The sequence below is a fragment of the Achromobacter sp. FW305-C-30-7 genome (assembly GCF_058783105.1).
On record NZ_JBYSYI010000005.1, the window covers coordinates 155180 to 169398 of the forward strand.

Genomic DNA, 14219 nt, shown 5'->3' on the forward strand with positions numbered 1-14219 from the left:
GCCCCGCAAGACCCCTTGCGGAACCTCAGGCACTACGCCGCCGGCAACTGATTCGTCACGCAATGGATCCCGCCGCCGCCTGATGCAATGGCATCAATGTCCAGCTGCACCACCTTGCGGCCCGGATACAAACGCGCCAGCAGATCGCGTGCCTTCGCGTCCGCTTCGGCATCGCCGAATTCCGGCGCAATGACGGCGCCGTTGATGACGAAGTAGTTGATGTAGCCGGCGGCGAAGTCAGGGTTGTCTCGCAGGAACTTGCTGCGCCGCGGATTGAGCGGCGGGCTCATGGTGTGGATTTCCAGCGGCTTGCCGTCGGCATCCGTCGCACGGCGCAGGATCTCCAGGTGCTTGCGGGTCAGCGCGTAGTCGTAGGAGTCGGGATCCATGTCGAGGTTGGCGACCACCACGCCGGGCCGGGCGAAGCGGGCGTAGAAATCGACGTGGGCGTCGGTGATGTCGCGCCCCTTGATGCCGGGCAGCCAGACGATCTTGCGCAAGCCCAGGCAGCGCCTCAGTTCTTCCTCGACTTCCGCTTTGCTCCAGCCGGGATTGCGGTTGGCATTGATCCAGCTGCTCTCGGTCATGATGCCGGTGCCGCGGCCGTCGACTTCGATGCCGCCGCCTTCGCCGACCAGTTCGCTTTGCAGGTATTCGGTGTCCGTGACCTCGGTGGTTTCAGCGGCGATCTTGGCGTCGGCGGCGTGGCGCTGCTTGTTGCCCCAGCCGTTGAAGTTGAAGTCCACGCCGGTGACTGCACCCTGGCCGTCGAGCACGAAGTTGGCGCCGATGTCGCGCATCCAGATGTCGTCCAGCCGGGTTTCGACGAAGCTGACGTTGTCCGTGCCGCAATGGCGTTCGGCCAGGCTGCGTTCGCGGCTGCGGCAGAACACGGTGACGGGCTGGTGCGCGGCGATGGCGCGGGCGATGCGGCCGAGCGCTGCCTGGACGTCGGCGGTGAAGTCTTCCCAGATGGCGTCCTGGGCGCCGAAGGCGATGAAGGCGCGGGCCTGGGGGGCGCCTTCGTCCGGCATGTGCCACCGTGGCGCGGACGCGGCCCGCGCGCCGGATGCGAGCAGACCCAAACCCAGCGAGGCGGCGGCGTGGACGCCCATGAGCGTGGCGGTGTGTTGGATGAGTTGGCGGCGGGTGGGCACGTGGGGCTCCTGGAATTCTGGATGATCGATAAAAAATGGTTATGTCGGAGTCAAAGGTGCGCACCTCATGAATTGCAGTGTATTTCCCGCCAAATCGCCTGGACAAGCGATATATTTAGCGGAATTATGATTAGCAGGGCTTATCGATATGCTTAAGCAATGGCCTCCCCTGAACGTGCTGCGCGGCTTCGAGGCGGCCGCCCGGCTGGGCAGTTTCCACAAGGCGGCCGACGAGTTGCATCTGACGCAGTCGGCGATCAGCCAGCAGGTGCGCAGCTTGGAGGACTATCTGGGCCAGCCGCTATTCTTCCGCCAGGGACGCGCGGTGTCGTTGACGGATGCGGGCTGGGATCTGCTGGGCACGACGCAGGCCATGCTGCAGCAGTTGGCGGCCGGCATCCGCAGGCTGGACCAGTACCGCAAGCCGAACCAGCTGATCGTGAACACCAGCCCGGCGTTTTCACGGCACTGGCTGCTGCCTCGGTTGGAGGCCTTCCGCGCCCTGCATCCCGAGGCGGACCTGTGGCTCTACACCAGTGATGCCGCGCCGGACATGGCCAAGCAGACCATAGACATCGCGCTGCGCGACGACCTGGGCCCGCAGGCCGATTGCGCGTTCCGCGTGCTGGTCGAGGACCGCCTGTATCCGGCCTGCCACCCGCGCCTGCTGGCGGCGGACACGCGCGCCACCCTGCATGGCGAGCGCGAGATGGATTGGAGCCATTGGGAAACGCAGGGTGGCGCCGACGTGGGCCAGCGCGGCCAGGGCATGAATTTCTCCGACCCGGGACAGTTGTTGGACGCGGCGCGTGAGGGCCTGGGCATGGCGCTGGTCAGCAGCTTGTTGGCCGAGCGTTCGAGCCGCGACGGTTCGCTGGCGGCATTGACGGAGCAGACCGTGCGAGGCCCCAAATGGGCTTGGCTGGTGCATCGGGACAGCGAAGACGATCCTCTGACGCGTGCGTTCTGCGAGTGGGTGTCTGGCGAGCTCGGCGCGTCGCGCCAGGACGTTGGCCCGGCAGTCTAGGCACGGCGTCGCCGTCGTGCTGCGTTTTTCATCACGGTGTTAAGTTGTAGCCTCACCGCCGCATTTCAGAGCAAGAGATTCCTCGATGTCCAATCTTCAATGTACGCGCCCCGTCGCGCTGGTCACGGGTTCTACCTCCGGCATAGGCGTAGCCATTGCCCGCCGCCTGTCGCGGGACGGTTATGCGGTGGTCGTGCATTCGCGGCGCTCGGCCGAAGCCGGCCATGCCTTGGCGCGCGAGTTGGGCGAGGCGGTCTACGTGCAGGCGGATCTGGCAAACGATGCCGACCGGGTCCGGCTGATCCGGGAAACCGTCGCGGCGTGGGGGCGGCTGGACGTGCTGGTCAACAACGCCGGAATCAGCCGCGTCATTCCCCATGCGGATCTGGCCGCCGCCACGCCGGACATCTGGCATGAACTGCATGAGGTCAACGTGGTGGCGCCGTTTCGCCTGGTGGCCGAGGCGCAGGCCGCGTTGCAAGCGGCGGCGGCGCATGGCCGGCCTGCCTGCGTGATCAATGTGAGTTCGCACGCGGGTATCCGGCCCAAAGGCGCTTCCATTCCTTATGCGGCGACCAAGGCGGCGCTCAATCATGTGACGCGCTTGCTCGCGGTTTCGCTGGCTCCGCATATCCGCGTGAATGCGGTTGCGCCGGGCCTGGTGGACACGCCGATGACGGCCGATTGGACGCAGGCCCAGGCATTGTGGCGCGACAAGGCGCCGATGCGCCGGGCGGCCAGTCCGGAGGATATCGCGCAGGCCGTCGCCATGCTTGCCGCGTCGGACTATCTGACCGGCGAGATCCTGCTTTCCGATGGCGGCTTGAATCTCACGTAGCGGCGCAGGCGCAAGCAGGCCTGCGTGGGCATCGCAGCCGCTCTGCGCGCCCTGTCGGCATCGACGCCGGCCTTACTTCTCCGCGTACTTCTTGCTGGCCGCGTCGTAGGCGTAGATGACCGTATCGCCCGCGCCGAGTTGGCGGGTCTTGTCCGGTCCGGAGATTTCCGTGCCGCTGCGCTTGACGGTCACGCGCGGCATGTCGCTGCCGCCGTGCGCGGAAAAGACCAGTTCGCCCGAGCTGGCCACGCAGGGCATGACGTCGCCCTCGGCGCAGGCCGCGCTGTTGTCCTCGCCGGTGTTGATGCTGCCTACGTAGGTCCAGCCCGCGCCTTCGTCCGGGCCCGCCGGATTGAAGATCAGCAGCGCGTAGCCGCTGAAGCTGATGCCGTTGTCGAAGCCTTCGGTGGGCACGGCCAGCACCAGCTTGCCGCCGGGCGTGCGGTATTCCACCGGCTTGCGGCGGGTGTCCACGTCTTCCGGTTTTTCGTAGGCGCCGAACATGCCGATGGTGTGCTCCATGCCGCGGAACTTCCAGGGGCGTTCGGCCGTGGAGCCGGTCAGGGTGAAGGTGGCTTCGGCCAGGTTGACCTGGGTGCCGGGGCCGACCTCGTCTTCGCCGGGCTTGCCATAACGTTCGCGGGTGTCCCAGACGAAGCCGGTGTAGTAACCCGTGCCGCCCAGCTCGAAGGCATGGCCGAACCAAAAGGTGGCGATGCTGCCGTTGGCGACTTCGTAGGAATCGGCGCCCTTGCCGTCGATCTGGTAGATGGAATACATCACCGTGGGCGCGTCGGGCGGGGCGATGGCGGCGGCCTGGGCGGTGGGCGGCAGCGCCGCGGCGCCGGCGGATTCAGCGGCGGTTGCGGCGGGGCTGAACAGCGCGGCCAGGGTGGACGCCAGCAGGCCGGCCATGGTGGTGCGGAGCAAACGGCTACGGGGGCGGGTTTTCTGAATGGTTTTCATGTGTCGGACATCTTCTTGTCGGCCTTAGGCGGGAAAGCCTTGTGATCGCCTGTCTCTGTCTGTGCGGCGCCATCCTAATCGCCCGTTGCAATCCGCGTCGGACAACAATTTGCCAATTGTGTCGGACTGCAATGCATGGAGCGCCTGTGGCTAGTCTGCCACGGAATCGGCGTTTTGCTCGGGGATCGTAGGATGGGTGTGGCGCAAGAAAGACGTGGCGGACAGAACTGTCCTGCAACGCGCGAAACCCATCGCCCGTTGCTGCACGGGGATGGGTTTCGCGCGGCGCTTTCTCTCAGTACGTCGCCCGCAGGTTCAACATCACGCTGCGCGGCTCGCCGTAGTAGTTCGAGCCGTAAGCGGCCCATACGCGCTGGTAATAGACCTTGTCGAACAGGTTGTTCACCGTCAGCGTGCCTTCCAGGTGCTTGTTGAAGCGGTAGCCGGCTTGCGCGGACACGGTGGTGTACGGGCGCTGTTCGAACTTCACCGGACCGTTCAGGCGGTACATGCTGCTGACGCTGCGCACGCCCGCGCCCAGCGACAGGCCTTCCAGCGTGCCCGTGGCGAAGGTGTACTTGGTCCACAGGTTGAAGGTATGGCGCGGCGTGATGAAGGCGTATTGCTGCGACTTCTGCTCGTCCGTGCCCTTCAGGGTCTTGGTAGTGGTGTAGGAGTAGCCTGCGGTGATGTCCCAGCCCGGCGCGGGGCTGCCGCTGATTTCCGCCTCGAAGCCCTGGCTGCGCATCTTGCCGGCGGCCATGGAGAAGTTCGGATTGCCCGGGTCCGTCATGACGCGGTTCTCGTCCTCCATGCGGAACAGCGCGGCGTGGCCGTTCAGGCGCTTGTCCAGGAATTCGCCCTTCAGGCCGATCTCGAACTGCTTGCCGGTGCGCGGGTCCAGTAGCTGACCGTTGACGTCGGTGACAGTCTGCGGCGTGAATATGCTGGTGTAGCTGGCGTAGGCCGACAACTGCTCGTTAAGGTCCACCACCAGGCCCAGGTACGGCGTGAACTTGCCGTTGATCTTGTCATTGGTGTCGGTGAACTGGTTGAAGTAGCTGTTACGGTTCTGCGTGCGATTCTCCCACCAGGTGAAGCGGCCGCCGGCGATGAGGGTGGCGGCATCGGTCACGCGCAGATTGGTGCGCGCATACAGGCCGTACTGGTCGGTCTTGCTGTCGTTGCCGTCGGTGTACTGGTAGTCGGGCTTGGGGATGTTGTTGTTGGGGTGGTAGAGGTTGGTGTCGGCGTTGTCGCCGCCGCCGTAGCGGAAGTTCTTGTGGACGTTGCGGTAGTCGGCGCCCACGGTCAGCTCGTGCTGGCGGCCGAAGGCTTCGAAGGGCGTGGCCACGAAGGCGTCCAGGCCATAGGTCTTCCAGTTGCTGCGGTACTTCCAGCTGACAAGGCAGGTGTCGCCGGTGATCGGGTCCACCGCGCAGTCGGACCAGCCGAACTCGCGGCTGGGCTCGTCCTGTTCGCGGTAGATGCCGCTGACCTTGATGCGCCCGCCGTTGGCCAGGCGGTGGTCCACGTCGGCGAAGTACTCGGTGACTTCCTCGGTGATGTGGTTCCAGCTGGGGTCCAGGTTGGTGGAGCGGCGCACGTCCAGCAAGCGGCCGTCGGTGTAGCCGGGCAGGCCGAAGAACGGGCGGCCCTTGTATTGCTGATACGTGGCGCCGGCGGTCAGGACGGTGTCGGGCGTCAGGTCGAAGCTCAGGGTGCCGTAGAACAGCGGCTTCTCGGTGTACACGCCGTCGACGAAGGATTTGCGGTCGTCATAGGACGCCACCAGGCGGCCGCGCAGGCGGCCGTCGCTGTCCAAGGGGCCGGTGATGTCGGCTTCGGTGTAATAGCGGTCCCAGGAGCCCGTCATGACCTGGCCGCTGAAGGCGAATTCCTTCTGTGCGCGCTTGCGCACCAGGTTCACCGTGCCGCCGGGATCGCCCGCGCCCTGGTACAGGCCGGAAGGTCCACGCAGCACTTCGATGTGGTCATAGATGGCCAGTCCGAAACCCGAGGACAGGTCGTTGCCGGTGCTGGCCGGCGTGTTTACGCCGTCGACCTGGATCGTGTCCAGCGCATAGCCGCGCGAGTAGAAGTTGCCATGGTTGCCGCCGATGCTGCCCGCTTCCACCGTGATGCCGGTGACGGTGCGCATGGCGTCGTCCAGCGTGGTCAGGTTCTGGTCGTCCAGCAGTTGGCGCGTCACCACCGAGACCGATTGCGGGATCTCGCGCAGGCTTTGCGCGTTCTTGCCGATGGTGACGGCGGGGGCGGTGTAGGACCCCGTGCCTTCGGTGACGGTGAGGTCGCGGCCGGTGACCGTCACGGGGGCCAGCGTGGTGGCGTCGCTGGAGGATGGGTCGGCCGGCCGCCGCACCACGAAGCCCGAGCCGCTCTGCACGGCCACCAGGCCGCTGCGCGCCAGCAGGCGGTTCAGCGCGACCTGCGGCGTCATGGCGCCGGATACGGCGGGGGCGCTCAGGCCGGCCACCGTGTCGGGGCTGAACAGCACCTGCAGCTGCGCCTGCCGGCCCAGCGCCACCAGCGCGTCGGCCAGGTTGCCGGCAGGCAGGTCGAAGGTTTGCGCGGCCGCGCCTTGCGCGTGCGCAGCGGATGGCGCCAGCGCCTGCACCGCCAAGGCGGCAGTCATGGACAGTGCGCACAGCAGCGCGTAACGGCCGGCGCTCAGCCGACGATGAAAATGGCGTTGCGCCATGGACTTTCCCCAGTCTGGAAGTGGATCTTCAACTGGGGAAGACGCGCCAGCCGCCAAAACCCGAACCTGTCTAATTAAAAATAATTCTTAATTCTTCTCTTTAGCGGCTGCTGATCACGGCGGCACCGTCCGGCCGCCGGCTTACCGTCACCGGCAACAGGCCGGGCAGCATGTCCAGGACCGCGTCGGGCTGGCGCAGGTCCAGCGTACCGGACAGGCGCAGCCCACGGGCGCGCTCGTCGGCGAAGCGCAGCGGCGCGTCGCGGTACAGGGCCAGGTAGCCGGCCAGCTGCTGCAAGGTGGTGTCGTGCATCACCGCCACGCCGCCCTGCCAGGCGCCGATCTCGCTGGCGGGCACCTGCTGGCGGCGCAACAGGCGCGCGTCGGCGCGCGACAGCAGCACCGTGTCGCCGGCCTGAAGCGTCTGCGCGGCGGGGGCGTTGGCGCCCTTCGCGTTCAGCCTGACTTCGCCGCTGCGTACGCCGACCTGCAGCACGTCGGGCAGCAGCAGCACGTTGAACTCGGTGCCGATGTCGCGCAGCTCCGCGTCGCCCGCGGCCACGATCAGCGGCCGGCGGTCGGGCGCGGCATCGATGTAGACCTCGCCGCCCTCGACGCGGATATGCCGTTCGGCCAGGGTGTAGCGCACGCTCACGCGTGTGCCCACGTTGGCGTGCAGGTGGGTGCCGTCAGAGAGGTCCAGGCTGCGGGTCTGGGTGGACGCGTTGGCCACGGTCTCGTAGCTGATGGGCACGTATTGGTAGGCGGCGGCCGCGATCAGCAGCATCGCGGCCAGTGCGCCGCCCCAGCGCAGGAAGGCGGGGCGGCGGGCGGGCGAGGACCACGGGCGGGGCTGGGATTGCGGCCGGGTGCGCGGCGGGATCTGAGCTTGGCCAGTCGACTGGGCGTGCGTACGCGTCGGCGCGGAGTCCGGGCGCGGCAGCGCCGCCATGTCCTCCCACACCTGCTCCAGCCGTTCGTACTCCCGCTGGTGCTCGGCCGAAGCTCGCAGCCACGCCTGGAAGGCCTGTTCGGCGCCTGCATCGGACGCGCGTTCCCGACGGCGCATGAACCATGCGCTCGCGGCCTCTTCGACAGCGGACAAAGGTAGGGATCGGGTCATGGCGTTTCGCCGTGGACTCGGCGCTTGCAGTGCGCCAGCGCCAGTTGCAGGTGCTTCTCCACCGCCCGCACGGAGATGCCCATGTGTTCGGCGATGTCCTCGCAACGGAGCTCATCATACCGATAAAGCAGGAAGGCCTCGCGCTGGCGCGGCGGCATCTCGTCGATGGCGGCCTGCAGCAGGCGCAGGCGCTGGCTGGCGTCCGCGCGGGCTTCGGGCTGTTGTCCGGCGGGAGCAGCCAGACCGCACGTCATCGGTTCGAAATCCTGATCGTCCAGACTGGCCACCACATGTTCGTCGCGCACGTTCTCGCGGCGCCAGTGATCGCGCAGCAGGTTGCGGGCGATCTCGTACAGATAGGCGCGCGGCTTCTCCGGCGGCTCGGCGCCTTGATGCGCGGCCAGCCATTTGGCGAAGGTCTCCTGCGCCAAATCCTGGGCGGCCTCGGGCGAACGCTTGAGCTGCCGGTTCAGGAAACCGACCAGCTCCGCGTTCCACGACTTGTACGCCTCGGCGATTACGCCGAAGAACCGCTCCCCCATGATGCCCCTGTCGATGTCCGGCGCCGGGTTCTGTGACCCGGGCGCGTAGGCATGGCTTGATCAAATGATAATGATTCTTATTGTATCAAGATTATCGAGTGTTGCTGCCGGGGATAGCTGCAGCGCGATCTCTACGCGGAACTGGCCGATGGCTTCGATGCACTGTTCAACACGCAAACGGGTTCAGGGCGCGTGCAAGCTCCTGAGCTTCCTAAGCTCCGGAAACCACCGCATCCACAACCCCGCCACGGCGATGGTGCCTACCCCGCCGATCACCACCGCAGGCACCGCGCCGAACGCCGCGGCCATGACGCCGGATTCGAATTCGCCCAGCTGGTTGGAGGCGCCGATGAATAGCGTGTTCACGGCGCTGACGCGGCCCAGCATATGGTCGGGCGTGTTCAGTTGCACCAGCGACGAACGCACTACCACGCTGACCGCATCTGCCGCGCCCAGCACCACCAGCGCGCCGATGGACAGCGGGATTGAGGTCGACAGGCCGAACACCGTGGTGGCCAACCCGAACACGATCAACGCGCCGAACAGCAGCCGGCCCACGTGTTCGCCCAGGCTCAGGCGGGCCAGCGTCAATGACATCAGCGCGGCGCCGCAGGCGGGAGCGGCGCGCAGCGCGCCCAGCGCCCAGGGGCCGGCGTTGAGGATGTCCTTGGCGAAGATGGGCAGCAAGGCGGTGGCCCCGCCCAGCAGCACGGCGAACAGGTCCAGCGACAAGGTGCCCAGCAGCAGGCGGCGCTGAAAGATGAAGGTGATGCCGGCGAACAGCGTGCGCCAGGTGGTCGGCTCCTTGCGCGGCGGAGCGCGCTCGATGACGAGCGTGGCGATGGACGCGAAGGCGGACAGGTATAGCGCCGCGGCTACGCAATAGATCCACCCTGCCCCCAGCCCGTAGCCAACGCCGCCCAGCGCCGGGCCGGCGATCTGCGCAATTTGTCCGCCGGAGGAAGCCAGCGCCGTCGCGCGCGGCAGCCATTCGCGCGGCACCACCGCCGGGATCAGCGTGGCCATGGTCGGCGCTTCAAAAGCGCGGGCCGAACTCATGATGATGATGGTCGCGTAGATCAGCGTCTTGCCGCCGACGCCATGCAGTGCAGCGATGGCCAGTACCAGCGTGGCCAGCGCCTCCAGCGCCATGCACACCGCCACGATCTTGCGGCGGTCGTAGCGGTCGGCCACATGGCCCACCACCAGGGTCAACGCCGCCATGGGCAGGAACTGCGCCAGGCCGATCAGCCCCAGGTCCAGGGCGCTGCCGCTCAGCGCATAGATCTGCCAGCCCACCGCGACCGAGACGATCTGGAAGGCCAGCGATGCGCCGATGCGCGCAAACAGGTAGTGCAGGAAGGCGGGACGGTGAAGCGGACTGGGGGAATCGGGGGCGGGCATGGGGGATGGCGCTTGGGGCGCGTGACGGGCGCCGAACCCCGCATTCTAGGGAGAAGTCGCTGACGGGAAACTAAGAGCCTCCCTGCAGACGGGTTTCGGAAAGCCAGTCTGTCCCGGAAGACGGCGGCTCTCATTCATGCACAAGGCGGATGCGTGAAATCTATAATTCCGATTCCTGCATAAATCGACCCGTACAGGGAAACCCACCCATGGCCACGCTTCCCGACCTGAGTTCGCGCGAATTGCAGGCGATCAGCACTGTCGCCGAATGCGGCAGTTTCGTCGCCGCCGCGCTGACGCTGAATATCTCGCAACCCGCGCTCACGCGCACGGTGCAGCGGGTGGAGAAGGCCTTGGGCGTCGAGCTGTTCCATCGTTCCACCCGCCGCGTTGAAACCACGCCGGCGGGCCAGGAGTTCGTATCGCTGGCGAACCGCATGCTGTCCGATCTGCGCATTTCCTACGAGAACATGCGCGAGATCTCCGACGAGCAGCGGGGCCGCAGCATCGTGTCGGCGGTGATGTCGGTGGCCTACACGCAGTTGCCCGGCATCGTCGCCCGCTATCGAGAATCGCGGCCTCGCATCGAATTGCAGATCCGCGAGGGCGTGCACGGCACGGTGCTGGACGACGTGCGCAGCGGCGTGGCCGACATGGGGATCACCTATATCGACGAAGTGCCTGGGGATTTCTCGGTGGTGTCGCTGGGCCGCGAGGCTTTTCATGTGGTGATGCCGCGCAAGCATCCGCTGTCCACGCAGACTGGCGTGACGCTTGAGCAGCTGGCGCCGTATGCGCTGGTCTCACTGCCGCGCGAGGCGCAGACGCGCCGCCTGATCGACAGCCATGCGTCGATTGCCGGCGTGCAACTGCGGCACGCGGTCACGGTCAGCCAGTTCGCCACCGTGATGCAATGCGTATGGGCCGGCGTAGGCATCGCCATCGTGCCTGGTGGCGCGGTGCCGGCCGCGTTGAGTGCGGACCTGGTGGCGCGGCCGTTGACCAAGCCCGCGTTGAGCCAGGCCATCGGTGTGGTGTTCCTCAAGGAGCGCGGCCTGACTCCCAGCGCCAGCGGCTTCCTGGCGCAGTTGCGCAGCGACTGGGTGCAGGTCGTTGCGCCCGCGCGCCGCGGCCGCCGTAGTGGTGCCTAGACCAACCGGCCTCAGACCGCCGACCGTTCCAGAAAGCGCTGCGCGTCAAGCGCCGCCATGCAGCCGCTGCCGGCGCTGGTGATGGCCTGCCGGTACACCGTGTCCTGTACGTCGCCAGCGGCGAACACCCCGCCTATGCTGGTCATGGTGGCGAGTCCCTTGCGTCCAGCTTGCGTCACGATATAGCCGTCCTCCAGCGCAAGCTGGCCTTCGAACAACTCCGTGCTGGGACGATGGCCGATGGCGATAAAGCATCCGCTCACCTCCAGATCCACACAGCTTCCATCGGCCAGGCGTCGGACACGCACCCCCGTCACGCCGCCTGCGTCGCCCAGCACCTCATCCAACACACTGTCCAGCTTCAACCGGATCAGGCCTTGTTCGACCTTGGCCTTGAGTTTGTCCAGCATGATGGCCTCGGCGCGGAAGGCGCCGCGCCTGTGGATGAGGGTTACGGATCGGGCGATGTTCGACAAGTACAGCGCTTCCTCGATCGCCGTATTGCCGCCGCCCACCACGCATACGTCGCGGCCGCGGTGGAAGAAGCCGTCGCAGGTGGCGCAGCCGGATACGCCCCGGCCCATGTAGGCCTGCTCGGAATCCAGGCCCAGATAGCGCGCGACTGCGCCGGTTGCCACGATCAAGGCATCGCAGGTATAGGTCGCGCGTTCGCCACGCAGGGTGAAGGGGCGCCGCGACAGGTCCACGCTCTGCACGTGGTCGGCGATGACTTCGGTGCCGAAGCGCAGCGCATGGTCCTGGAATCGCTGCATCAGGTCAGGTCCCTGCACGCCGTGCACGTCGGCGGGCCAGTTGTCGACTTCGGTCGTGGTCATGAGCTGGCCTCCCTGAGCCATGCCCGCGATCAGCACCGGCTTCAGGTTGGCGCGGGCGGCGTAGACCGCGGCGGCATAGCCGGCCGGTCCGGAGCCGAGAATGAGCAGCCGCGCATGGCGGTGGGAGTCGGCGGCGCTCATTGCAGCCGGATCCCCGCCAGCCGCACGATCTCGGCATAGCGCTGCGCTTCGGAACGGCAATAGGCGTCGAAGTGTTCCGGCGTATCGCCCACGGGCATGGCCTGCGCGTCGGCCAGGCGCGCCCGCACGTCGGGCCGCTGCAATACCGCATTCACTTGCTGGTAGATGCGTGCGACCAGTTCCGGCGGCGTTTGCGCCGGCGCCCACATACCGTACCAGGTGGTCAGGTTGACGCTGGGATAACCCAGTTCGGCGAAGGTCGGCACGTCCGGCAACGCGGCCACGCGTTGGTCCGAGGTGACCGCTAGCGCGCGCAGTTTTCCGCCCTTGACGAGGCTGATGGACGAGGGCATCGAGTCCAGCATGTAGGTGACCTGGCCGCCAATCACATCGGTCAGCGCCGGCGCGCTGCCCTTGTAGGGGATATGCGTGACGTCGAGCTTGGCGGCCGCCTTGAACACCTCGCCAGCCAGGTGTCCAGGCGTGCCGTTGCTGGATGACGCGAAGTTGTGGCGGCCGGGTTGCGAGCGCACCAGGGCGATCAGGTCAGCAACGGAGCGCACCGGTGAATTGGCGCTGATCACCAGCTGGATGGGCGTCGAGGCCAGATTGGTGATGCCGCGGAAATCCTTGAGCGGATCATGCGACATGTTGGCGTAGAGCGCCGGGTTGACCAGCTGGCCCGAGACATTGATGAGCAGCATGTAGCCATCCGGCGCTGCCTTGGCCACGGCGTCGGCGCCTATCATGCCGCTGGCGCCGGGCCGGTTGTCGATGACGACCGATTGCCCCAGCTTGTCGGCCAAGGTCGCCGCGACGATGCGGCCCACGATGTCGGTGGGACCGCCGGGCGGATAGGGAATGACGACGCGCAGCGGCTTGGACGGGTAGTCGGAGGCGGCCAGCGCCCTGGCGCCGCCGCAAAGCGTACCCAGTGTTGCGCCCGCGGCTCCGATCAACAGGCGGCGCCTGAGGGGGTTTGAGGGGTCCTGCGCCAGAATGCATGGTTCCATGGTTTGTCTCCCTAGTCTCATTCTTGTGTAAGGCACAGCTACTCAGGTTGCGGCGGCGATCGCGCCGTTGCGCCGCAGTTCGGCGAGCGCATCTGGCGCCAGTCCCAGCATGTCGCGCAGGACCGGTTCCGTATGGGCGCCCAGTACAGGAGGCGCGCTGCGATACTCCACAGGCGTGCCCGATAGATGCAAGGGGTTGCCGACCAGTTCGGCGCCGCCAGGTCGCGCGTCGGGCATGGGCACGCGCATGCCGCGTTGCAGGACTTGCGGATCGGCGAATACTTCCGCCAGGCCGTTGATGGGGCCGCAAGGCACGCCCAGCGTTTCAAGCGTGGTCAGCCAGTGCGCGCTGGGCTGTTCCGCCATCTGCGCCTGGATCTGCGGAATCAGCGTGTCGCGCGCGGTCAGCCGCGCCGTGTTGGTGGCGTAGCGAGGATCGTCCGCCAGGTCGGGGCGGCCGATGGCGCCGCAGAAGCGGCGGAATTGCGCGTCGTTGCCCACGGTGACGATGACGTGGCCGTCGCGGGTGGCAAAGTCCTGGTACGGCACGATGTTGGGGTGGGCGTTGCCCAGGCGCGCGGGTTCGCAGCCGCTGGCCAGGAAGTTCATGGCCTGGTTCGCCAGCGCGGCCACCTGCACGTCCAGCAGCGCCACGTCGACGTGCTGCCCCTGGCCCGTGCGGTCGCGATGCGCCAGGGCGGCCTGTATGCCCGCGGTGGCGTACAAGCCCGTCAGGATGTCGGTCAGCGCCACGCCGACCTTCAAGGGTCCGGCGCCAGGCTGGCCGTCGCCTCGGCCGGTGATGCTCATCAGGCCGCCCATGCCCTGAATCAGGAAGTCATAGCCCGGCCGGTTGGCGTAGGGCCCGTCCTGACCGAAGCCGGTGATGGAGCAATACACCAGCCCGGGATGGCTGCGCTTGAGCGTGTCGTAGTCCAGGCCATAGGCCTGCAGACCACCCACCTTGAAGTTCTCGATCAGTACGTCGCATTGCGCGGCCAGGGTCGCCACCAGCCGCTGGCCATCGGGCGTGGCGATGTCGACGGCCACGGACTTCTTGTTGCGGTTGGCGCCAGCGAAATAGGCCGACTGCGCCACGTCGCCCCATTGCGGATCACTGATCCATGGCGGGCCCCAGCCGCGCGTGTCATCACCCTGGCCGGGCCGCTCGATCTTGATGACCTCCGCGCCCAGATCCGCGAGCAGCTGGCTGGCCCAGGGGCCCGCCAGCACGCGCGAAAGGTCCAGCACTCGCAAATGCGATAGTGCGCCCATCGTTCTGTCTCCCGTTGTCGCCGC

At 66.9% G+C, this 14219-nt stretch carries 12 protein-coding genes; 3 read left to right on the forward strand and 9 right to left on the reverse strand.

The window, feature by feature from the left end:
- Positions 1 to 32 precede the first annotated feature (32 nt).
- Positions 33 to 1157, reverse strand: a complete 1125-nt coding sequence (locus AC3WOB_RS17625; protein WP_492275740.1) for an agmatine deiminase family protein — start codon at positions 1155 to 1157, stop codon at positions 33 to 35.
- 148 nt (positions 1158 to 1305) lie between these two features.
- Between AC3WOB_RS17625 and AC3WOB_RS17630 the strand changes: the two genes are divergently transcribed.
- Both AC3WOB_RS17630 and AC3WOB_RS17635 read left to right on the forward strand, forming a co-directional pair.
- Positions 1306 to 2184 (forward strand): LysR substrate-binding domain-containing protein, encoded by an 879-nt coding sequence (locus tag AC3WOB_RS17630; RefSeq protein ID WP_492275741.1) that lies wholly within the window; start codon positions 1306 to 1308, stop codon positions 2182 to 2184.
- An 85-nt stretch (positions 2185 to 2269) separates the two neighbouring features.
- The gene (locus AC3WOB_RS17635; RefSeq protein ID WP_492275742.1) at positions 2270 to 3022 is read left to right on the forward strand and encodes an SDR family NAD(P)-dependent oxidoreductase; all 753 of its coding nucleotides are present in this window, start codon (positions 2270 to 2272) and stop codon (positions 3020 to 3022) included.
- 72 nt (positions 3023 to 3094) lie between these two features.
- Here the strand turns inward: AC3WOB_RS17635 and AC3WOB_RS17640 are convergent, their stop codons facing one another.
- From AC3WOB_RS17640 to AC3WOB_RS17660, 5 genes are all read right to left on the reverse strand, one after another.
- Complete coding sequence (locus tag AC3WOB_RS17640; RefSeq protein WP_492275743.1) at positions 3095 to 3988, reverse strand: hypothetical protein; 894 nt, start codon at positions 3986 to 3988, stop codon at positions 3095 to 3097.
- 295 nt (positions 3989 to 4283) lie between these two features.
- Complete coding sequence (locus tag AC3WOB_RS17645; protein WP_492275744.1) at positions 4284 to 6710, reverse strand: TonB-dependent siderophore receptor; 2427 nt, start codon at positions 6708 to 6710, stop codon at positions 4284 to 4286.
- Positions 6711 to 6810: 100 nt separating this feature from the next.
- Complete coding sequence (locus AC3WOB_RS17650; RefSeq protein ID WP_492275745.1) at positions 6811 to 7833, reverse strand: FecR family protein; 1023 nt, start codon at positions 7831 to 7833, stop codon at positions 6811 to 6813.
- Positions 7830 to 8375 carry an RNA polymerase sigma factor gene (locus tag AC3WOB_RS17655; RefSeq protein WP_013390866.1) on the reverse strand — a complete coding sequence of 182 codons (546 nt, stop codon included), beginning with the start codon at positions 8373 to 8375 and terminating at the stop codon, positions 7830 to 7832. The genes AC3WOB_RS17650 and AC3WOB_RS17655 overlap by 4 nt, the downstream gene beginning before the upstream one ends.
- 183 nt (positions 8376 to 8558) lie before the next feature.
- Complete coding sequence (locus AC3WOB_RS17660) at positions 8559 to 9779, reverse strand: MFS transporter (protein WP_492275746.1); 1221 nt, start codon at positions 9777 to 9779, stop codon at positions 8559 to 8561.
- A 209-nt stretch (positions 9780 to 9988) separates the two neighbouring features.
- On the opposite strand from AC3WOB_RS17660, the gene AC3WOB_RS17665 reads away from it, so the two are divergent.
- Entirely contained in the window at positions 9989 to 10930 is a 942-nt protein-coding gene (locus AC3WOB_RS17665; protein ID WP_013390868.1) for a LysR family transcriptional regulator, read from the forward strand.
- Between the two features lie 11 nt (positions 10931 to 10941).
- On the opposite strand, the gene trxB is transcribed toward AC3WOB_RS17665, so the two are convergent.
- The 3 genes from trxB to AC3WOB_RS17680 are packed head-to-tail and all read right to left on the reverse strand — an operon-like array spanning position 10942 to position 14195.
- The gene (gene trxB / locus AC3WOB_RS17670; protein ID WP_013390869.1) at positions 10942 to 11907 is read right to left on the reverse strand and encodes a thioredoxin-disulfide reductase; all 966 of its coding nucleotides are present in this window, start codon (positions 11905 to 11907) and stop codon (positions 10942 to 10944) included.
- Positions 11904 to 12920, reverse strand: coding sequence for a Bug family tripartite tricarboxylate transporter substrate binding protein (locus AC3WOB_RS17675; protein ID WP_492275747.1), 1017 nt, complete (start codon positions 12918 to 12920; stop codon positions 11904 to 11906). The genes trxB and AC3WOB_RS17675 overlap by 4 nt, the downstream gene beginning before the upstream one ends.
- A gap of 42 nt (positions 12921 to 12962) precedes the next feature.
- Entirely contained in the window at positions 12963 to 14195 is a 1233-nt protein-coding gene (locus AC3WOB_RS17680; RefSeq protein WP_492275748.1) for a CaiB/BaiF CoA transferase family protein, read from the reverse strand.
- Positions 14196 to 14219 lie beyond the last annotated feature (24 nt).